This is a genomic window from Vibrio sp. nBUS_14, assembly GCF_051201655.1.
Lineage (GTDB): Bacteria > Pseudomonadota > Gammaproteobacteria > Enterobacterales > Vibrionaceae > Vibrio.
On the sequence record NZ_CP179207.1, the window covers coordinates 1,172,350 to 1,193,137 of the forward strand.

The window sequence follows — 20,788 nt, forward strand, 5'->3', positions numbered from 1 at the left end:
AACGGTGTTTTTGATATTCTGATTACACCCAATCCCGACACGTTACTAACCAAACGTTTTAACTAACTGATTACATAATAAAGTCAATTCACACATAATGAGATCGATATCCCAGAACAAAGATGTGTCTAAGTGCATAATCTTCATTATTTTATAAAAATGTACTAAGTGACCGTCTATGGATACAACAACTCTCATCTACGATACATTGGAAGGGTTATCGAGCGCAGAGCCCCAACAGCACGCTCAAATTCGCCAAAATCTATACAACCAATTAGATTTATCATTTGAGAAGCAGTTAGCCTTGTATTCAAATGTCCTAGGGCCAGCCAGTGCAGGCCGTTTAACAGACCTTGAAAGTGCAGTCGTTTCTGCATGTAAGATTGTTGGTTTGAAAAAATAACCCGCCTTGGTACTGGGTATTTCTTTCTAGGAACCAAAAATTAAAACGCTGCGAATTCGCGGCGTTTTTTGTTTTTCTACAACAAGGGCTTTCCCACAACAAAAATTTTCATACAACAAAGACTTTCATACATAAACTCAACTCTTAACTCCTACCCTAGCTTCTAGCAGGCAAACCGTATTGATAACGGTTCGCGATAAGTCCAATTCTCTCTGTTTTTCAAGTTACACGCATTCTCATTTGGTTAATCTTATGTTCCATTTTTAACAGGTGTGCAACCTCAACAATGGCGCTAATGTTAGTAGCACGTTAACCACACATCGGATGGAAGAATCATGAGAGTACTTATTGAATATACACAAACAGGCAAATACCGTGATCATGCGTGGGAAGCACTAACTATTCGTTCGAAAGGCGAAATTCAAGCTGTGACTCCCTCTTACGCGGCTCAACTTATCGAACAGAACCGCGCCAGCTTATCTACTACTGAGAATCAAGATATCGTCATCCAACCTTAATGAATTTAGGAACTATCCCTCCCGGTTCTTAAACTCTCTGCTTTACTCGCAAGCTATCAATACGATACTGAGTAAAATAGAGTTTGATGAATCGAGTAGGAGGAGGCCTCGCAGCCTCCGTCCTCTCACACCACCGTACAAGCGTGGGTCGCATACGGCGGTTCCGAATATACTTTCAGTGACTCGTACCCATCTCTTAATGAGTACAGCCCCAACCCCTCGAACCATTTTATTGGCATGGCGTGATTAACCTGTGGCGTTAAAGCTAGATGCCACCAACCCTTATCTGACATCGCTAGCTTCCACGCATTACGCTCCGTTACACCTTGTCGCTGTAACCATGTCGCTATGCTGTGTCTGCGTTTGCGCTGCTTTAGTCGGTAGCACCTTAGTCTACGCCGTATCCATTCATCTAAGCGCTGCATTGCACTTTTACGAACAGTAAGCTTGAAGTAGTGTTGCCATCCTCTTAGATATTGAGTTAACTCCGTGATTATCACCTGTAACTCTCGTCCTCGATTTCGCTTCGTTATCTGACGTACTCGCTTCTTCATTTGAGCTTGTGCCGTCTTCGATATCCCGATTGTTCCGTCTATCTGGAAGCGATGGCTTAGGTAAGTTCGCTTTGTCACTCTCGTTGCTGCACTTTTCTTACGGTTTACCGTCAGCTTTAGTTTCTGCTCCAAGAACTCCGTTATCGACTCTTTGACTCGATGAGCGGCTTCCTCACTACGCACGTAGATTTGGCAGTCATCTGCATATCGACAGAACTTATGCCCTCTACGCTCTAACTCTTTATCCAGTTCATCTAATACAATATTTGATAGTAGCGGAGATAATGGCCCACCCTGGGGTGTGCCTCGTTGTCTCTGCTCAACTAGTCCATGTCGCATTATGCCTACCTGTAGGTATGACCTAATTAGCTTTAACACGCGTTTATCAGCAATATCTTGTGACAGCCTGTGCATTAGCCTATCGTGATTCACTGTATCGAAGTATTTTGCTAGGTCTATATCTACTACATAACCTCGACCCTCTCGGATGTAGCGACTGGCGGCCGCCAATGCATGGTGCGCACTGCGGTTGGGTCTAAACCCGTAACTATTGTCGGAGAACTTCGGCTCATAGATACATGACAGCACTGATGTGATTGCCTGTTGGACTACCCTATCAAGGACTGTTGGGATACCTAATTGCCTTACGCCACCACTAGCTTTGGGGATTTCTACACCAAGAACAGATTGAGGTTGATAGCTTCCATCCAGAAGAATCTGGCGAAGCTCTTGCCCGTTTGATGCCTGTCGAAGTCTTGAGATAGTGGCGTTGATGTCGAGCTTGTCGACTCCTGCACACCCTTTGTTCTTCTTCACGCGTCTAAGAGCTTGATTCAAATTGGTTGAAGAGCAAATTTGCTCCATCAACGAAGTTGAGGTCACCAAGACTCGCCCTCCTGTCTACGCCGACCATGCTTGTCATTCTTCGTATCCATGAGCTTTACTTGCGGTATTGCCCTTTGGGACGTAGAGATGAGTTTCATCTTGCTATGACTCCACATGATTGAGTGTCTAGTGACTGCTTCTTGATATATTCAGTTCAGGCCTTCCTTTGAGTTGTACATTCTCAAAGTACTATGCCTTCTGCTGACTTCTTATTGTCCATCACACAACATCACTGCTGTATTAGTCTCTATTGAGACAAACAATAAGATCTCCCGAGGTAAGGCGTTGTTCTTTCCCTTGGCTGTGCCTGATTTACCACTACACACTTCCCGTCGAGGCATTGGACTATTCTATCTATGGCTAGGTTGCCCAAGTTGTAATGGCCTACTATCAGATTTCTGTTCGTCACAACCAAGTTTTGCCATTTGCTTCCTTCAGATTTCACCTCACGGTGAACACCCTTGCATAGGCTAACGGTTCTCGCTCGACTGAGCCCGTAGAGGACTTTCACCTCCTAGATCAACGCCATGCTCGGCGCACCATAAAAAAAACGCTGCACGGATGCAGCGTTTTCTTGTTTCTAGCGTATCTGATTTCTAACGTAGATAGCTTTTAACGTAGACTTAGATAGCCTCTAACGTACATAACTCTTAACGTAGAAGCTTCTAATGTGGACAGCTCTTAACGTAAACAGCTTCTAAAGTAAACCGTCTAATTATTTTGGCAGGTTTTCTAACGCTTCAACCATCGTGATTAATTTATCGACAATTCTTTCGCCATCAACTCGCAAGCCATTGTGTTCATACTCGTTGGTGATCCACGCTTTTGAATTTGGAATATTCGCCAGTGTTTCACGGCTGTAATCCAGTTCTACGTACATGTCGTCAGCGTAAACTGCACATGCCATTGGAACGGTATTCTTGCTTAGCTGTTCTGCATTATACAACTTGCCCCAATCCGATTTTTCAGCCAACAAATTCGCCGCTTCACGCAATGGCTTCAGCGTTTCTAGTTGATCGAACATCCACGGGTACACCATTTCTCCAGTAAACCAGAACTCGCTACCTGATTGGTAGTTAAAGTGTGGGTATTGTTCACGAACTCTGTGAGCCGACCATTTTGACGCAGTGCCTTGGCAGTAAATCGATTCATGCAAAATCGCGTAAATTGGGTTGGTTAAGTAGCCCTGCTCTTGTTGCATTTGATTAAGGAAGCTGTAGCTCAACTGCTTGTTACCGTTCACTTCAACAAACGCATTTTCTAGCGTGAAGTACATAGGAAGGTTTGCTTCGCCGCCACCAAGATTAATGCCTATGAGCTGGAACTGCTCAACTGTGAACACCTGACCATTTGGCAGTCTCACATCGTTGTTGAGCAGGTAATCAGAGATCTCACGACACATAGATTGTGCTTGCGGGAACTGAGCAAAGAAAGCTCTGTTTTTGTCTTCTACATGCTTGTAAGTCGCACGATAAACATCATCAGCTGCACGCTCAATAGACGGAATACCACCCGTTACATAACAGCGCTGTAGACTTTGTGGGAACAATGACAAATAGCTCAAGGTGCAGAAGCCACCAAAGCTTTGGCCAATCGTCGACCATTGCTTAACACCGAATTGCTCACGAATCGCTTCGGCGTCTCGAACAATGTTATCTGCTCTGAAATGCGTTAAATATTCGACTTGTTGCTCTGGCGATAAGTGCGCCAAAGTTCCATGGCTAATAACCGTGCTGTTGCCTGTACCACGTTGGTCAAGAAGCAGAACACGATAGTTTTGTAATGCACGCTTTAGCCAACCTGATTGACCGCTAACACGTGGAGAAGGAAAACCTGGGCCGCCCTGAAAGTAGATCAGCCATGGCAATTCTTGCTCATCTTTTGCGAGATCCACTAGTTCACGTGCGAAGACTTGGATCTGTTGTCCATCTTTGGCTTGGTAATCGAGTGGCAACTCAAAAGAGTGCTGACGATACAGGGTGGTTCCATCAATAAAGATAGCTTGCACGCTTCATTCCTTTTTATCTGATTCTAAAGTTATCGTACGAATAAAAATGGCGCCATTTGGCACCTTAGTTAGCAAGATACGCATAGTAGATTGTAAATGAAACCGTTTGTTTAACATGAATGTGAGCGTGCTTGGTTTAATTAACCCTCAACGGGTAACAACATGTTTCAAAACAGTCAGTTAGAAAGGGGTTATCCCGCTAAAAATCAAAAGAATGAGGTGAAGCAAACCACAGAAGGGAGGCAAATAAAAAGAGCTTAACGAGGTGAGGGTACGTTAAGCTCTTTGGTTTTATCTGTGTTGATAAACTAACTGGCTTATTTGCCGCTAATCTATCGAACCTATGCGTTCTATCAAATTTAGCGAATCTAGTGATTACGAAGGTGTTAATTCACCTGCACCTTGAGTCGAACGTTGGCTACTTTCGACCAGGATAGCCGTCGCGGTCTCTTTCAACGCGCCCCACTCTCCATCATCAACTTCAATGCCATCATTCCACGCTTTCTCTTGAGTTTTAAAAAGCGCTTCCGATTCAATATGTGTTTGGTAGCCATCTGACAAACGTTCGATATCGAAATCCTGGACGGAAAGTTCGATGGTCATATTGTGGATATGTTCGTCCGATGCCAGTGGCAAATCTGATAAAAACAGTTCTGGAGCAACGCAACCACGGTTAAGAACATACAAAGTGCTCTTAGGGTTAGAACCATTGTCCCAACGTGCGGTACACGCGATGCCTTTCGCAGCCAGTTTCACAAGCTCGCTATACGCTAACCAACGGTTGTGGCAGTTGTTTAGCTCAATTTTCAGCGTCTTCTTACCAACCATTTTTTCAATCGAATAGTCCATAATCACAGGAAGATGACAGGCTAAGCTCGCCTTGTGCAGGTCAACTTCAACCGTATTGTCGCTGCTCACTTGAATGTCTACAGGGCAATCGTCTTCAAGACCCATAAAGTTGCTCGCATTGTTAAAATGACGAACTCCATCCAAACCGACCATTTGTAAATCTACCACCATGTTCGCTATTACATCGGCTTCACCACATGTACGACGCATCCCCAGAAAGGCTTTATTGACGGCCGCTACCAGTTCATTGTGAGAAACGATCATAACGATTTACCTCCATGTTGAGCGTTGATATGTGTAGTCGCTTTTTGTGAGTCAGCAAGCTCCGCTTCACTTGGTAATATTGGGAATACCCATTCGTCCTGATGAATCTCATCAAGCAATGGCGCACCTTGGAAAAACGTCACTCGTACCCAGCGATCTGAGCGAGGATCAAACTTAGTCGCACCAAACATCGCTAGCTTACAACGCAGCAAGTGCATTGGTGGCGAATCTTGATGCAGCACATTCATTTGAATGTCGCCCATCGCTTTGTTACCCAGCGTCCACACACGTCGCGCGATTGCACGATGCTGCGGTTGTTTAACAAGGAATTCAGCCAATGATAGTTCTGGCGCGAATTGCAATAAAGCATGGTACAAACGGTAAGCTTGACGGCCGATATCCAACGGCAATTCACGATCTTCACCCTGCTCTTCGCCTCGAACTCCGAGCCTTGGTTCTTCTTTGTCTTGAGAGCGATACCAGAACCAGTAGTTGTTTTCTGCTTTAGTAAAGTCGGTCGTGATCGCCCAACGGTACTTTTCTTCGAGTACAACCAACAGATCTTGAATCTTTTTGCCGCTAGGAAGCGACAATGTTTGGCTGCAATTCATTTGCTCTTGATGGGCGTCCACTAATTCTGGGTACAATTCCATCAAGCATGAGATAAGGATTTCTTGGGCTTCCATACTCATTTGCTTAGACTGATCGACTAACTGCGACCATGTATCACAATGGCTGACAGACGTTTCTAGTGATTGCTCTGTTGCTTTCAAATCATCAACAGCGGCTTTGTTCAGCTCTTGCTGTGTTTCATTGATGGTAACGACTTGTTCTAAATGACAAATCGCTTTTTTAACTAATGTACGTAGTGGCTCGATCAACGCCGTATCAGACTGACTCGCTAACACTTCAGCCAATGCATGTTCACGGGTTGTCATCCACTGATCGACAATACTTGGGTGGTTAATAAGGTATGGCGCCATGCCTAAACCTGTCGCGTTACCAACGCCTAGGTAGCGTTGTAATCCACGGTGCAAAGCAATCGCTTGTTCGCCGCCTTGTTGTTCTGCTAGGTAATGAACCCAATCTAAACTGAACTCACGCAGCATATAAACTGCACACATTTGTGCACTGAACGACTGATTAAAGTCTTCATTTTTTTCTAAAATTTTGAAGTCAGCAATGCCAAATTTGCCATTACCATAAACTGCAGTGGTTCTTAGGATGTAACCCACTTCAGCCAATTCTTTAGGCGTTGGTTGAACACCTTTAGCCAAGTGACTAACGATATGTTCAAACACACGTACACTTTTATTGGCACGCGCTAAAACAAGCACATTGTTAGGGTTACGGCCTGCTTCTTGAAGCGGTACATTCGCACGAAGTCTTTCAAGTAGGGTGACATCAACATCACCAAGAACAAGCGCAAACGTTACGTCCCACTTTTCAGCAATTACACGGTCATTTCGTTCGTCGTCTGCAATTTCATCGCAAAAAACAACCAAATGATAAACATGGTTTGGCGTCGCTAGCTTATAGATAACATGACCAAAACCCTGAGCGCATAATTGCCACTCATGCTTCGTCACTTTCCATTCTTGCTGCGCCATTTTACGAATCAGAGTTCTTACGAAGCTGATGCGTGTTTGGTGCATAGCACCTAGCCTTTCCGGTGCCATGACGACTGTTGCGTCACGTAATGCTGATTCAGTGTAGGTAGAACGATGTGCATCCATTTTGCTCACCACCTTATAGTTATAGGATTTTGCTAGCCATTCAGAACCGATCGTTGCCATCATTTGAAGCATTCGTTGTTAAAGTATGCTGGTTAGCTTTCACGTTGTGCGGGGCAAGCGAGCTCGCCCCTTATTATTTGTCCTGACCAGATCGATCGACCTAAGTACTTTGCCGTCCGGTGTATCTTCACCAGTACGGGTTTACTGTCCCTTTCGGAATTTTTGCATCAGCCTTCTTTCAAAGACTGATTTGTTGTTATTTAATCAATTTCTTACAGTCTCTTGTTTTACAGAGATCTTGTCTTACAGAGCCCTTTTCTTTAAAAAATCTGTTCTTTAAAAACCCTGCTCTTTCGCCATCTTGATTGCGATTTGAGGCGCATTCCAGAGCGATGGTAGTAAGATTAAGGACACTGGTACCGCTGTAATAACAATGAACGATTGCAGCGCAGAAATACCGCCTGAACCTAGGGAAATCAGAATTAACGCTGTTACCCCCATCATCACACCCCAGAAAGTACGAATAATTGCATTAGGTTCTGTCTCACCACTGATAACCACACTGATGGTGTAAGTCATCGAGTCACCCGTCGTTACGATGAAGATCGTGGTTAAGATCAAGAACAAAATAGAAATTAGCATTGGCATAGGTAGCTGCTGAGTTACCGCCAGTAACGCACCTGGTAAATTGAAGCCTTCGAACGCTTTACTTACGCTACCTGGTTCTGCGATTTCGAACGCAAGACCTGAACCACCAACAATCGTGAACCAGAAGCAAGTTACAAACGGTGCGATAAGGCTAATGGTTGATACCAATTGGCGAATACTACGGCCGCGTGAAATACGAGCGATGAAGATTGCCATCATTGGGCCGTAACCTAGGAACCAACCCCAGAAGAACACTGTCCACCAGCTTAACCAACCTTCGTCGCCACGGTATGTTGCCATTGGGATAAAGTTGTCAATCATGCTGCCTACACCTTGGATGTAGCCATTGAAGATGAAGTTCGTTGGACCAAAGATAAGGATATAAACCATCAATACCATTGCTAAAATTACGTTGTAACGGCTTAGCATTTGCATTCCGCGGTTAAGACCACTTAATGCTGACAACGTGTAAAGCACGATAGCGAACAAGATGATGATTAGCTGTGTTGTGAAGCCATCTGGAATACCAAACAGTTCATTCAGAGCGTAGCTGACTTGCAGGCCTAAGAAACCAATCGGGCCGATAGTACCCGCGGCTACAGCGACAATACAACATGCATCAATCAGTGCGCCTGTATGGCCTTTGAGTGCTCTTTCGCCCAAAACTGGGTAAAGCAAAATACGAGGTTTAAGAGGCAAGCCTTTGTCGTAGTGAAGGTGCATAACCACGATAGACGTTAAGCTGCCCACAATTGCCCATGCTAGGAAACCCCAGTGCATGAATGATTGTGATAACGCATTCACCGCACCTTGTTGTGCCTTTTCTTGTGCGCCATACAAGGGTGGTGGGTTAACGTAGTGTGCAATAGGCTCTGCTGCCGCCCAAAATACACCGCCGCCCGCAAGTAGCGTACAGAAGATGATAGCCATCCAACGGAAGCCATCCATTTCAGGTTTCGCAATGCCGCCTAGGATAACCTTGCCTGTTCGCCCTGCCGCCAGGCCAAGACTAATAAGAAAAGTCAGAAGAAGAAGCATTTGCCAATAAGGGCCGAACACTTTTACAGACCATGCAAAGCCCATGTTTACTAGGGTAGAGAGTAGCTCCCCATCAAACAACGCAAGCGTTACGAACAGAGCGATAAAACCGCCGCTGTACCAAAGTGCTGGGTTGGTTAGTCCTAACTTGTCTGAAGTAGATTCAGACTGAGGTTTTTTGTTTGCTGTGTTTGCTTGACCCGCATTTACGTTTGAAGATTTCACGCTATTGGTTAAATCAGACATACTCTGACTCCAGAGGTTTCTTTGCAGCCGTCATTTTCATGATGACTACAAGAGGTGTATTTAACACCTGCCCTATTGTTTTTTGTGTTGGCAGGCTAATCCATGTTTGGGTTACCGCGTTGCGAAATAGACCGTTGTTCCTTTTGAATAGTGAAATTGGTTAAAACAGCACTTCTAAATGAACGTTAATTAGAAGGCTGCTAATTCGATGATTACTAGTGAGAAAGCGATCAAACCTTGCTTTGAGGCTCTAGGCCATCTTTCAAGAAGTTAAACCAGTTTTCTCCCAAGACTTGCCCAGCTTCAGACTCACTGAAACCATGACGCATCAATCCGTTATAAATATTTTCCATACCCGCACTACCACAGAACCAAGGTAACGCATCTGGCCAACCTGAGTTGTTCGCAGAGCCTTCACCGTAGTCCATTGCTTTAGACCAACGACCATTTCTCATCCATTCAAGAACGGCTTGAGGTTGGTTTAAGCATAGATCACTACCAATACCTAGGTGTTCTACGCCAACCATGTCAGCGGTAGTCGCAACCATTTGGCAGAAATCTTCCAACGTACATTGGCTGCCATTTGGTAGATGGAATGGGTATAAGCTGAATCCGATTAAGCCACCGCGTGCGGTTAGGGCTTTAATCACATCGTTTGATTTGTTTCTTAGTGCATCATGAGCGAACGTCGGGTTCGCATGGCTAATACAAATAGGACGAGAAGACAGGTCAATCGCCTCAAGCGTTGAATGCTCGGCACTGTGAGACATATCAATGATCATGCCCACTCGATTCATCTCTTCGATCGCTTGCTTACCAAAGCGAGTAATACCGGTGTCGTTCTTTTCGTAGCAACCTGTCGCTAATAAGCTTTGGTTGTTGTACGTCAGTTGCATGATCAAAAGACCTTGCTGACGCATCACTTCAATAAGACCAATCTCATCATCGATTGGAGAACAGTTTTGAGCACCTAGAAAAATGCCGACTTTGCCTGTCGCTTTTGCAGTTTCAACATCATCCATTGAATGAATCGGCATGATAATGTCTGCATTCTGCTCGAATCTTAAGTTCCACTCTGCAAAGCGAGATAAGGTTTCACGAGCTGTCTCGTGGTAAACCGCGGTAGCGTGAACTGCTGTAATGCCGCTTGCCTTTAGTGTTTGGAAATATTCTCTGTTCCAATTGCAGTATTGCAATCCATCTATAACAATCCGTTGCTGGTACATAACCACTCCTATTGAAAGCTCAGTGTTCTAGCTCGGTTTTGAAAACACGCTCAAATAACATGTTTTCAAAAATGGGTTAAATCACTTATCTCAGTTCATTTGTTGCTTTGGTTTAGATGTTGACCTGACTCTATGAATCAGGCCAATTCGATAGCTGGATAGTTGAAGTCTGTTTAGCTAATGACTCCAACTATCTCGTTCTAATTAATAGACATCTAAATAACAGAAATCTGATTAGTAAGGGCGCTGGTAAGCTGTCTTCACGACTGTGTAGAACTCTTTCGCGTATTGACCTTGCTCACGAGGACCGAAGCTAGACTCTTTACGACCACCAAACGGTACGTGGTAATCTGTACCTGCTGTTGGTAGGTTCACCATCACACAACCTGTTTGCGCTTGTTGCTTGAACATTGCGCTAGTACGTAGGCTCTGAGTAATGATGCCGCCCGTTAGACCAAAGCGAGTATCGTTGGTTGTCGCGATAGCTTCTTCTAGGTCAGCGACTCTAATCACGCTTGCCATTGGTGCAAACACTTCTTCTTGGTTCACTTCCCAATCGTTCTTAGTGTTCAAGAACAGCGTTGGAGACATGTAGAAACCTTCGTGTTTCATGCTTAGGCGTTCGCCACCAAATGCTAATTCACCGCCGCTTTGACGTGCTTTCTCAACCCAACCTAGGTTTGCTTCAAGTTGGTTGCCGTCAACAACAGGACCCATGAACACGCCGTCTTCTAGCGCGTGACCCACTTTCAGTTCGCTCATGCGTTTGATTAGCGCTTCAACGTATTGGTCGTGAATGCCATCCATAACCACTAGACGAGAAGATGCTGTACATTTTTGACCCGCACCAGAGAACGAACCTGCGATAGTCGCGTCAACAGCTGTTTGGATATCAGCATCATCAGCAACAACAAGTGCGTTCTTACTGCCCATTTCTAATTGACAACGAACGAAGTTTGGCGCTGTAGCAGCCGCAACCTTACGACCCGTATCAACAGAACCAGTAAAGCTCACACCGTTCACTTCTTTAGAGTTGATCAGTGCATCACCTACTTTCGAACCGCTACCTAGAACAAGGTTGAACGTGCCTGCTGGCATGCCTTGGCGGTGGATAATCTCAGTTAGCGCAACCGCACTTGCTGGTGTTAGGTTTGCTGGTTTCCAGATAACGCTGTTACCGAAAGCCAAAGCTGGAGCGATTTTCCAAGCTGCTGTTGCAGTCGGGAAGTTCCAAGGAGAAATGATGCCGATAACACCGACCGCTTCACGAGTCACTTCTACAGAAACGCCAGGGCGTACTGATTCTGCGTTGTCGCCAATTTGACGAAGCACTTCAGCCGCAAAGTACTGGAAGAACTGACCTGCACGGTAAATCTCCCCGCGACCCTCAGCAAAAGGCTTACCTTCTTCACGAGAAAGCAACGAACCCAGCTCATCACAACGTGCAATCAGCTCATCACCAATTGCTTGAAGTATTGCTTGCTTACGTTCAATCGGCGTTTTTTCCCACTCTGGTTGAGCGTGCTTTGCCGCTGAAATCGCCTGTTGAACTTGGTCAGAACTTGCTTGTGCGAAGTTACCGATGTTTTCAGAAATATCTGATGGGTTAATGTTCGCAACGGTACTTACACCCGCTTGCCATTCGCCCCCAATGTAAAGTGCGTTTTCTGCTTGAACATTCTGTAATTGAGTCATCATTCTGTCCTTGTAACGGTTAGGTTGCGGTTGAGTCTGGCAACCATCTGGTTAATTAATAAACTGTTAATATTCAGGTGATTAATAGCTAAAATAAGATGTTTATTTTGTTTCTAAAGTGAACCAAGTCGCTTGTATCAATAAACCACTTCAATTTAAAAGAGTTTTGATCCGCAAATAGCTTTAGTTCACAGTCTGATTATTCAGGTTGAGACGCCGATGCATAAACCACGAACTCGACCAGCATCTCTTCTCTTGCTAACCCTGTAACAACGACCGCAGCACGGTTTGGATAAGGTGCATTAAAGTATTCCCCGTATACGCTATTTACCGTTTTTAGATATTCACGGTCTGTCACGTAAATCAGAACTTGCAGCACTGAATCCATAGATTCGCCTGCACACTCCAATGTATGAACAAGGTTGTTAAAAGTCTGACGCGTTTGCGCTTCAATACCGCCCTCTACTACTGCGCCAGTTTCATCAATTGGAATCTGCGCTGTGTATAGAGTGCCGTTATTAACGATTGCCCACTCTAGTGGTGCTTTTGAAGCAAAAAGCTCGGTTTTTACTGGGTGTTTTTTAGTTTGTGCGTTCACGATTCCATCCAACTTTGTAACAACTATGTTTCAATATGGTTAAATACTGAACCTTGACGGCTGATAAATCTAACGGTAAATTTTGTGCATTTGATAAATAAAACCTATCACCTTTAAAAAAGTAAGGTATAGCAAGGGCTAAAGAAGGATCAGTGCCATGAGTATTAAGCTACAACAGTTAAAACATTTTGTTTTAGTGGTCGAAGAAGGCGGATTTCGAGCAGCATCTCACCGCGCAAATCGCTCGCAAGCGGCACTTTCTACGTCGATAAAAGAGCTAGAAAAAATACTTGGTCAGCCACTGTTTGAAACAGGCAACAAATCAACCCTGACACCTTTCGGGGAAATATGCCTTCCAAAAATCATTCAATTCCTGAATGTTTACAAAACATTAGACAATGACCTACGCGCAGCCGCGGCAGGACAACAAGGAAGAGTTCGAATAGCAAGCGTGCCATCAGTAGCGGCAAAATTAATCCCTAGTGTTTTAGGGGCCTTTTGTGAACAGTACCCGAATGTTGAGGTAAGCTTGATTGATGATAACGCGGCGGGTGTAGAAGCGAGATTATTGTCTGGAGAGGTGGACGTTGCCCTCGGAAATAGCTCTCATTTAGAAGAAGAGAGTATCGATTTCACGCCTTTACTCTCCGATCCTATCGGAGTGGTCTGCCTCAAAGACAACCCTATCGCCTCTCAAAAAGAGGGAATCGAATGGCAAACTTTGTTAAAACAACCCTTCATTCGCAACGGTACTTGTACCCTACTTGACCCAACACCCGCACGAATGCTCAGCGACCAAGCTTTGTATTCAGTAGAAAACATTACTTCGTTGTTTTCGGTGCTAGAGCTCGGGATAGGCGTGACCACTCTACCTAAACTGGCTTTCCCAACCAATAAAACCCGCTTGGTGTGGATTCCATTGATTGATCCGCCTTTACAACGCCAAATCGGTATTTTCAGGTTAGCTGACCGTACGATTTCGCCACAAGCACAAGCTTTCTATGACTTATGTATTCAATATCTGAGCTATGAAGAGTAATAAAACAATCTAGCTTGAGTAAATGGCAGCACTTTACTGCCATTTAAACCACCAAAGCTCAGCATCTATTCTCCGTACTATGCTTTACCACACGCCCCATTTTTTACACACTATCGTGACCTTAGCCCCTAGAACATCAACGGGAAGGGGCTAAATTTTTACTCAAATGTTCCTCTGAGATACATCGTTTGCCGTTAAAACTCGCACTTGGGTACGTAAATAGTGACAAATCGGCAGCGATGTAAAAAAATAATCGCTTGATGATAAGGAGTGAAGTACGGTTAATCCACTAGAAAAACGAGACCTTCCATTATTACCTAAAACAAGCTTAACCTCTCAGAAAATCACACTTCATAATTCCGCTTGTAAGTGAGCCTAAGTCTTTGAATAGTGGCAATTGATAAGATAGTAATTTGATAATTTTTCTCGCTGAATCTTTCTAAAAACCCCCTTCTTTTACTAAGGATAAAGCATCTTAAATATTCATGAATAAAGTAATAAAACTATTACTTTCATAAATGAAAAACACTCATTTCAAAAATGGAATTATTGATGTCGATATTTGTCGTTTTGATCACATAATTTTAGGCGTAGTTTATATTTTGTCGAAACGATAGCGAATTAGTTTATATCGTTTAATTTCGTCAGGAGATATAAAGCCAGAAAGATTATTTCTTTGTTAACAAGTAAAGGTTTATTAACAAGTTAAATTGCTATTAACAAGTAAGTACTAGTAACAAAACATATTCAAACTGTGTTTTATATTAACTTACACTGTTAAATATAGGGTTTTATTATGAGGCTTAATGGGATAAGTAGTGACATCCTTGTTGCTGCTAAAAGAGTTGTTCTCTGCCAAATAGTATTAGCCGTCGGTGTAGTTTTATATGAAGTGTTTTTTGGTAATAAAGTAGATATGGAGTCTTCAGCTTTGGGTGTCGTAATCGCGATGTTACCACCGCTATTTGGTTTTATATATGCAAGCCTTAAGGTGCACAAGAATCCTAATTATAGTTTACGTGACTTAATGCAAATGAGTCGTGTCGTGAAAATAACCTATACGTTCTTAATGTTTATCTTAGCATTCCAATTTTTAAAATTGGATAACCCGGTAATATTATACGCGTACATTTTCACAATGATTGGGTACTTCTTAACACCATTTATTACTGCCTCTACAAGATCGGAGTACGTGTAGTATGGATCAAGTCACTACCGCTCACGAATACATAGAGCATCACTTAACCTTCTTAACTACAGGTGATGGTTTCTGGGCATTCAACATTGACTCAATGTTGGTATCTTGGATTACGGGCTTACTGTTCATTGGAGCTTTTCGATATGTAGTGACCAAGGGCACCAGCGGTGTTCCAGGTCGTTTCCAATGTTTTATCGAGCTTATCTTTGATTTCGTTAACAACCTAGTCAAAGAGATTTTTCAAGCGGAGGATAAATTAATAGGACCACTGGCATTAACCACTTTTGTTTGGGTGTTGTTAATGAATGCAGTCGACCTATTACCAATTGATTTAATACCAGGGTTAACTCGTGCAATAGGTTTAAACCACTTTAGAGATCTACCGACGGCGGATGTAAATGTTCCAATGTCAATGGCACTCGGTGTGTTTATTCTACTGTTAGCGTATACGTTTAAGAATAAAGGTTTGAAAGGCTTTATCAAAGAGCTTACTACTCAGCCATTTGATAAGGGCGGGATCGAACTTTAGTTATTGAAAATAAATAACTTTATTTTCAATTGGAACTTTTCCTGATAGTCACGATCAGATCATGAAATAAAAAATATGAGAAACTCGCATGATTATCATTGAACAGCTAAAAAAAGTGAAAGATACCCGTTCGCACATCAACCAAGTCTACCCTGTTATAGAAGTCGCTTTTGTTGTCATAACAGCCATGCTTTGTGGTCAAAACAAGTGGACGGATATCAAGGATTTTGGTGAAGGAAATATCGACTGGTTACGTGAGTATTTCCCCTACGAAAATGGCCTTCCTACTCGTCATAATATTGCAGCAATTATGAGGACTATTGTTCCTGAAACACTCTTAGAAGCTATGGTGGGCTGGGTTAATTTGCATAGAGAGAGGCATGCTCAACCTATCATCAGTGTTGACGGGAAGGTACTAAAAGGTGCTAAAGCAAACAAACAAGATAACCCCCTTTATATGGTCTCGGCATTCGATGTTGATGAAGGTTTGACCCTCACACATCAACCCTGTAAAGGCAAAGGGACGGAGCTAACAGCGATAAGAAACCTGTTAGATACTTTAGATATAAAAGGATGTCTATTAACGGCTGATGCCCTGCATTGTCAGGTTGAAACTCTGAATAAAGTGGTTGATAAAGGTGGCGATTTCTTAGTGCAAGTCAAACTGAATCAGCCCAGTTTGCTTGCAGAAGTGGATGCACAATTCCAAGACTATTGGTCTTTGCCTGAAGATAAACAAGAGTCATACATCACCGAAGATAAAGGGCATGGCAGAAAAGAGGTTCGTGAGGTTTACGTTCTCCCAGCAGCCTTCAGTGAAGCACTCAGAGAAAAGTGGTCTGTCGTTAAAAGTGTTGTTGCAGTGGTGAGAGATAGAAGTGTCAAAGGGAAAGGAAGTTATGAAACATCGTATTATATTTGCACAGATCACTTGTCGTTAGAGTTAGCCTTACAAGCGACCAGAAAACACTGGCACATCGAGAACCAGCAGCACTGGGCGTTGGACGTTATTTTCAAAGAAGATGAACAATGTATTTATGCTGGAGATTCAGCACTAAATATGGCTTGTTGCAGACGTTTTGTTCAGAACTTGTTTAGAAAATCCGAAGGGAACTTGTCAGTACCCAGGAAGATGAATAAAGCGGTATGGGACAAAGATTACAGAGCTTCGGTTTTGTTTACATCAAATTAACAAAGTACATTCGTGCCCTTGCCATTTGATAACCCTCTTTTATATCCTGTTAACTTAGTTCTTGAATTAATAACATTAATTTCAAAGCCAATATCACTAGGCTTACGATTATTCGGAAATATGTATGCAGGCGAGATGATATTCATCCTTATTGCATTAATGCCATGGTGGATGCAATGGGCACTGAGTGTTCCATGGGCCTTATTCCACATATTAATCGTATTCTTACAAGCATTTATATTTATGGTACTGACCGTTGTTTATTTAGCAATGGCAACAGAAGAACACCACTAATTAATAACTAAAAAATTAACTAACACATTATTTATCGGAGATACAAATGGATATCGTAAGCGCAGTTTTATATGTAGCAGGTGCATTACTGATCGGTTTAGGTGCAGCGGGTGCAGCATCTGGTATTGGTAACTTAGCAGGTAAATACCTTGAAGGTGTTGCTCGTCAACCAGACCTTACTCCAATGCTTCGTACTCAATTCTTCATCATGATGGGTCTTGTGGATGCTGTACCGATGATCGGTGTTGGTATCGGTCTATACATCATCTTTGCCGTGGCTTAATTAAAAGCTTTGAAAAGATCGATTTGTAAATATTCAAGATTTAGTGAGGAAGGTATGAATTTAAATGCCAGCATGTTTGGTCAAGCAATCTCATTCGTGATTTTTGTTTGGCTATGCATGAAATATGTATGGCCCCCTCTCACCGCGATGTTAGACGAGCGCCAAAAAGAAATCGCTGATGGTTTACGCCACTCAGAGAATGCAGTGAAAGAGCTAGAACTAGCAAAATCAAATGGCACACAACTCGTCGCAGATGCGAAAAAAAATGTGACCGAACTGATTGAGCAAGGCAAAAAACGCCGCAACGAAATCATCACCTTAGCTCACCAAGAAGGCGAGCAAGAAAAGGCACGCATCTTAGAGCAAGGTAGAGCTGAACTAGAAGGCGAACGTCAAAAGTTACGCCGTGAACTTCAGGCAGATATGGCAGACGCTGTTATTCAAAGTGCACAGAAATTGATCAGAAAGAACCTAGATTCTGAAACGAACCGAGCGTTAGTTGATCAAATGATAAGCGAACTCTAAACGGAGGCAATATGTCAGATTACACCAATATTGCTCATCCCTACGCTAAAGCATCGTTCGACTTTGCTTTAGGTGAAAACAAGTTACAAGAGTGGCACTCAATGCTGTCCATTCTTGTGACGGTAGCGGAAGAAGAAACGATCGCTAAACAGATTTCATCAGCAGAAGGTGTTCACACACAGCAATCTGAAGAACTGGTCAATCTCATCATTCACGTTTGCCAAGGACTTGTTGATGACCACGTCATTAATCTCATCAAAGTCTTGGCTGAGAATGGCCGTCTTGCAGTGATCAGAGACTTGTTTAACTTGTTCAGCGACTTAAAGGACGAACATGAACGTGTAATCCCTGTCACTGTCACCAGTTCAGAATTGCTTACACAAGATCAAGTTACATCACTCACTGCTGCACTTGAGAAGAAATTAGAGCGTCAGGTTGAAATGGAACAGGTTATTGATGACTCGCTGGTTGGCGGGATTGTAATCAAGGCGGGTGAAACCGTCATCGATGGTTCTTTGGACACATCAATTAACCGATTAGCCCATCAACTTCACGCGAGATAGGTAACAATTATGCAATTAAATTCAAATGAAATCAGCGACCTGATTAAAGATCGCATATCGAAATTTAATGTGAGCACCGAAGCTCGCAACGAAGGCACCATAGTCTCGGTTCGTGACGGCATCATTACCATTAACGGCCTTGCGGATGTCATGCAGGGTGAGATGATCGAGCTTCCAGGTGGCAAATACGCTCTTGCTCTTAACCTTGACACGCACTCAGTCGGTGCCGTGGTTATGGGCCCTACACTGACCTATCTGAAGGTATGAAAGTGAAAGGGACAGGTCGTATCTTGGAAGTTCCTGTCGGTAACGGACTTCTTGGCCGTGTCGTGAACACACTAGGCGAACCTATTGATGGCAAAGGCCCAGTGAGTTGTGACCGACTCGACCCTGTAGAAGTGATTGCACCCGGCGTAATCGAGCGTAAGTCCGTCGATCAACCAATTCAAACCGGTTATAAAGCCGTTGATACCATGGTGCCTATCGGTCGTGGTCAACGTGAACTGATCATCGGTGACCGTCAGACGGGTAAAACCGCGTTAGCTATCGATGCGATCATCAATCAAAAAGATTCTGGCATCAAATGTGTGTACGTGGCGATTGGCCAAAAAGCCTCCACTATCGCAAACGTTGTTCGTAAACTGGAAGACCACGATGCGCTTAAAAATACCATCGTTGTCGTAGCATCAGCATCAGAATCAGCCGCGCTTCAATACCTTGCTCCTTATGCGGGTTGCACCATGGGTGAATACTTCCGTGACCGCGGTGAAGATGCACTGTTCATCTATGATGACCTATCAAAACAAGCCGTCGCTTACCGTCAAATCTCATTGCTACTTAAGCGCCCACCGGGTCGTGAAGCCTTCCCTGGCGACGTATTCTACCTCCACTCACGTCTACTAGAACGTGCAGCAAGAGTAAATGCGGAATACGTAGAGAAGTTCACCAACGGTGAAGTGAAAGGCCAAATTGGTTCATTAACCGCGCTTCCTATCATTGAAACTCAAGCGGGTGACGTATCGGCGTTTGTACCAACCAACGTAATCTCCATCACCGACGGTCAGGTTTTCCTACAAACCCAACTATTCAACTCAGGTCTACGCCCTGCTGTTGACCCAGGTATCTCGGTATCTCGTGTGGGTGGTGCAGCACAATGCAAGATCATCAAGAAACTGTCTGGTGGTATCCGTACATCGTTAGCTCAATACCGAGAGTTAGCCGCATTTGCTCAGTTCTCTTCTGACTTAGACGACATGACGCGTAAGCAGCTTGACCATGGTGAGCGTGTAACCGAACTGATGAAGCAAAAGCAATACTCGCCAATGTCTGTCGCTGAGCAAGCAACGGTTATCTACGCAGCAGAAAAAGGCTATTTGGCTGACGTAGAGTTGAACAAAATTGCGCGTTTTGAAGAAGAATTGATTGCTTACGCGAAAGGTCAAAACCCAGAGTTGTTCGACACCATCAACGCTAATGGTGACTACAACGATGAAATTGATGGCGCTCTTGCAAAGCTTCTCGGTGACTTTGTAGCGTTAAAAGCTTGGTAAACGCTCCGGTTTGTTGGCTGGAAATAAAAACAAATTAGGAGCAGATAATGGCAAACACTAAAGAAATTCGCACCAAGATAGGCAGTGTTAGTAACACTCAGAAAATCACCAGTGCAATGGAGATGGTTGCGGCAAGTAAGATGCGTAAGGTTCAAGACAATATGACGCTAACACGTCCATATGCCGAGAACATGCGCAAAGTTATCTCTCATGTCGCATCAGGGTCGCTAGAATACCAGCACCCCTACCTTCAACAGCGTGAACCAAAACGCGTTGCTTACATCATTATTTCGTCCGATCGAGGCTTATGTGGTGGCTTGAACTCGAACTTGTTCAAGAAAGTGTTAGAAGAAATGGAGATGTGGCGTACCAAAGGCGTTGAGGTAGAAACGACTTTAATTGGTTCAAAAGCTATCTCATTTTTCCAACGCAGCGGCAATGTTATCGCGCAAACGTCAGGCCTTGGTGACGCGCCTAAATTAGAAGACATCTTAGGTACGGTTAACGCGATGCTAGGGCATTACGACGACGAAAAAATCGACAGTTTGTATCTCGTGTATAACCAGTTCATCAACACCATGGTTCAAGAACCAACGACCTTGCAGTTGCTTCCCCACCCTTCAGATTCTGAGGCCGATGGAGACGCGAAAAAAGCACGCCGTTGGGACTACATCTATGAACAAGCACCAAGAGACATCCTCTCTGAGCTGTTACATCGATACATTGAATCGCAAGTGTATCAAGGCATCGTAGAGAGCATTGCCTGTGAGCAAGCAGCTCGAATGGTGGCCATGAAAGCGGCGACCGATAACGCAGGCCAACTCATCGATGATTTGCAGTTGGTATACAACAAAGCGCGACAGGCTGCCATTACCCAAGAACTGAGTGAAATAGTCTCAGGTGCTCAAGCTGTCTAAGGGCAGAAAAGAGTGGGTTCAGAATAGAAT

General features: G+C 43.8%; 17 protein-coding genes and 3 pseudogenes. 12 read left to right on the forward strand and 8 right to left on the reverse strand.

Annotation, left to right across the window (positions count from 1 at the left end):
• Positions 1-178 precede the first annotated feature (178 nt).
• Both ACMAZD_RS22985 and ACMAZD_RS22990 read left to right on the forward strand, forming a co-directional pair.
• Positions 179-403: a PAS factor family protein gene (locus ACMAZD_RS22985; protein WP_076670032.1), complete on the forward strand. Its 225-nt coding sequence runs from the start codon at positions 179-181 to the stop codon at positions 401-403.
• Between the two features lie 335 nt (positions 404-738).
• On the forward strand, positions 739-921 hold the full coding sequence (locus ACMAZD_RS22990) for a hypothetical protein (RefSeq protein ID WP_004730424.1): 183 nt from the start codon (positions 739-741) through the stop codon (positions 919-921).
• Positions 922-1,046: 125 nt separating this feature from the next.
• Here ACMAZD_RS22990 and ltrA read toward each other — a convergent pair whose 3' ends face one another.
• From ltrA to ACMAZD_RS23030, 8 genes are all read right to left on the reverse strand, one after another.
• Positions 1,047-2,339 (reverse strand): group II intron reverse transcriptase/maturase, encoded by a 1,293-nt coding sequence (gene ltrA, locus ACMAZD_RS22995; RefSeq protein ID WP_435249317.1) that lies wholly within the window; start codon positions 2,337-2,339, stop codon positions 1,047-1,049.
• Positions 2,340-3,075: 736 nt separating this feature from the next.
• Positions 3,076-4,368 (reverse strand): alpha/beta fold hydrolase, encoded by a 1,293-nt coding sequence (locus ACMAZD_RS23000; protein WP_435249627.1) that lies wholly within the window; start codon positions 4,366-4,368, stop codon positions 3,076-3,078.
• A 375-nt stretch (positions 4,369-4,743) separates the two neighbouring features.
• Complete coding sequence (locus tag ACMAZD_RS23005; RefSeq protein WP_435249628.1) at positions 4,744-5,481, reverse strand: DUF3726 domain-containing protein; 738 nt, start codon at positions 5,479-5,481, stop codon at positions 4,744-4,746.
• Positions 5,478-7,280 (reverse strand): hypothetical protein, encoded by a 1,803-nt coding sequence (locus tag ACMAZD_RS23010; RefSeq protein ID WP_435249629.1) that lies wholly within the window; start codon positions 7,278-7,280, stop codon positions 5,478-5,480. The genes ACMAZD_RS23005 and ACMAZD_RS23010 overlap by 4 nt, the downstream gene beginning before the upstream one ends.
• A gap of 273 nt (positions 7,281-7,553) precedes the next feature.
• Positions 7,554-9,149: a BCCT family transporter gene (locus tag ACMAZD_RS23015; protein WP_435249630.1), complete on the reverse strand. Its 1,596-nt coding sequence runs from the start codon at positions 9,147-9,149 to the stop codon at positions 7,554-7,556.
• 230 nt (positions 9,150-9,379) lie between these two features.
• Positions 9,380-10,375: a membrane dipeptidase gene (locus ACMAZD_RS23020; RefSeq protein WP_435249631.1), complete on the reverse strand. Its 996-nt coding sequence runs from the start codon at positions 10,373-10,375 to the stop codon at positions 9,380-9,382.
• Between the two features lie 234 nt (positions 10,376-10,609).
• The gene (locus ACMAZD_RS23025) at positions 10,610-12,070 is read right to left on the reverse strand and encodes an aldehyde dehydrogenase family protein (protein ID WP_435250534.1); all 1,461 of its coding nucleotides are present in this window, start codon (positions 12,068-12,070) and stop codon (positions 10,610-10,612) included.
• Between the two features lie 199 nt (positions 12,071-12,269).
• The gene (locus tag ACMAZD_RS23030; RefSeq protein WP_372198273.1) at positions 12,270-12,668 is read right to left on the reverse strand and encodes a Rid family hydrolase; all 399 of its coding nucleotides are present in this window, start codon (positions 12,666-12,668) and stop codon (positions 12,270-12,272) included.
• A 157-nt stretch (positions 12,669-12,825) separates the two neighbouring features.
• Here ACMAZD_RS23030 and ACMAZD_RS23035 point away from each other — a divergent pair, with 157 nt between their 5' ends.
• The 10 genes and pseudogenes from ACMAZD_RS23035 (at position 12,826) to atpG (ending at position 20,758) form a co-directional block, all read left to right on the forward strand.
• Complete coding sequence (locus tag ACMAZD_RS23035; protein ID WP_435249632.1) at positions 12,826-13,707, forward strand: LysR substrate-binding domain-containing protein; 882 nt, start codon at positions 12,826-12,828, stop codon at positions 13,705-13,707.
• Positions 13,708-14,503: 796 nt separating this feature from the next.
• The gene (locus tag ACMAZD_RS23040; protein ID WP_435249633.1) at positions 14,504-14,905 is read left to right on the forward strand and encodes an ATP synthase subunit I; all 402 of its coding nucleotides are present in this window, start codon (positions 14,504-14,506) and stop codon (positions 14,903-14,905) included.
• Position 14,906: 1 nt separating this feature from the next.
• Positions 14,907-15,413 (forward strand): annotated as a pseudogene (locus ACMAZD_RS23045) (FoF1 ATP synthase subunit A); the annotation flags it as partial.
• Positions 15,414-15,522: 109 nt separating this feature from the next.
• On the forward strand, positions 15,523-16,626 hold the full coding sequence (locus ACMAZD_RS23050; protein WP_435247125.1) for an ISAs1 family transposase: 1,104 nt from the start codon (positions 15,523-15,525) through the stop codon (positions 16,624-16,626).
• Between the two features lie 21 nt (positions 16,627-16,647).
• Positions 16,648-16,920, forward strand: a pseudogene (locus ACMAZD_RS23055) (F0F1 ATP synthase subunit A); the annotation flags it as partial.
• A gap of 46 nt (positions 16,921-16,966) precedes the next feature.
• Positions 16,967-17,203, forward strand: coding sequence for a F0F1 ATP synthase subunit C (gene atpE, locus ACMAZD_RS23060; protein ID WP_004730405.1), 237 nt, complete (start codon positions 16,967-16,969; stop codon positions 17,201-17,203).
• Between the two features lie 54 nt (positions 17,204-17,257).
• Positions 17,258-17,728, forward strand: a complete 471-nt coding sequence (locus tag ACMAZD_RS23065) for a F0F1 ATP synthase subunit B (protein WP_435249634.1) — start codon at positions 17,258-17,260, stop codon at positions 17,726-17,728.
• Positions 17,729-17,739: 11 nt separating this feature from the next.
• Positions 17,740-18,291: a F0F1 ATP synthase subunit delta gene (locus ACMAZD_RS23070; RefSeq protein ID WP_435249635.1), complete on the forward strand. Its 552-nt coding sequence runs from the start codon at positions 17,740-17,742 to the stop codon at positions 18,289-18,291.
• Between the two features lie 9 nt (positions 18,292-18,300).
• Positions 18,301-19,841: pseudogene (gene atpA, locus ACMAZD_RS23075) on the forward strand (F0F1 ATP synthase subunit alpha).
• 47 nt (positions 19,842-19,888) lie between these two features.
• Complete coding sequence (atpG, locus tag ACMAZD_RS23080) at positions 19,889-20,758, forward strand: F0F1 ATP synthase subunit gamma (RefSeq protein WP_435249636.1); 870 nt, start codon at positions 19,889-19,891, stop codon at positions 20,756-20,758.
• Positions 20,759-20,788: the final 30 nt, after the last annotated feature.

Excerpts from the sequence above, each read along its gene's own strand:
- ACMAZD_RS22985 (WP_076670032.1), top strand. The coding sequence starts at position 179 with ATGGATACAACAACTCTCATCTACGATACATTGGAAGGGTTATCGAGC.
- ACMAZD_RS22990 (WP_004730424.1), top strand. The coding sequence starts at position 739 with ATGAGAGTACTTATTGAATATACACAAACAGGCAAATACCGTGATCAT.
- ltrA (WP_435249317.1), bottom strand. The coding sequence starts at position 2,339 with ATGGAGCAAATTTGCTCTTCAACCAATTTGAATCAAGCTCTTAGACGC.
- ACMAZD_RS23005 (WP_435249628.1), bottom strand. The coding sequence starts at position 5,481 with ATGATCGTTTCTCACAATGAACTGGTAGCGGCCGTCAATAAAGCCTTT.
- ACMAZD_RS23010 (WP_435249629.1), bottom strand. The coding sequence starts at position 7,280 with ATGATGGCAACGATCGGTTCTGAATGGCTAGCAAAATCCTATAACTAT.
- ACMAZD_RS23015 (WP_435249630.1), bottom strand. The coding sequence starts at position 9,149 with ATGTCTGATTTAACCAATAGCGTGAAATCTTCAAACGTAAATGCGGGT.
- ACMAZD_RS23020 (WP_435249631.1), bottom strand. The coding sequence starts at position 10,375 with ATGTACCAGCAACGGATTGTTATAGATGGATTGCAATACTGCAATTGG.
- ACMAZD_RS23025 (WP_435250534.1), bottom strand. The coding sequence starts at position 12,070 with ATGACTCAATTACAGAATGTTCAAGCAGAAAACGCACTTTACATTGGG.
- ACMAZD_RS23035 (WP_435249632.1), top strand. The coding sequence starts at position 12,826 with ATGAGTATTAAGCTACAACAGTTAAAACATTTTGTTTTAGTGGTCGAA.
- ACMAZD_RS23040 (WP_435249633.1), top strand. The coding sequence starts at position 14,504 with ATGAGGCTTAATGGGATAAGTAGTGACATCCTTGTTGCTGCTAAAAGA.
- ACMAZD_RS23050 (WP_435247125.1), top strand. The coding sequence starts at position 15,523 with ATGATTATCATTGAACAGCTAAAAAAAGTGAAAGATACCCGTTCGCAC.
- atpE (WP_004730405.1), top strand. The coding sequence starts at position 16,967 with ATGGATATCGTAAGCGCAGTTTTATATGTAGCAGGTGCATTACTGATC.
- ACMAZD_RS23065 (WP_435249634.1), top strand. The coding sequence starts at position 17,258 with ATGAATTTAAATGCCAGCATGTTTGGTCAAGCAATCTCATTCGTGATT.
- ACMAZD_RS23070 (WP_435249635.1), top strand. The coding sequence starts at position 17,740 with ATGTCAGATTACACCAATATTGCTCATCCCTACGCTAAAGCATCGTTC.
- atpG (WP_435249636.1), top strand. The coding sequence starts at position 19,889 with ATGGCAAACACTAAAGAAATTCGCACCAAGATAGGCAGTGTTAGTAAC.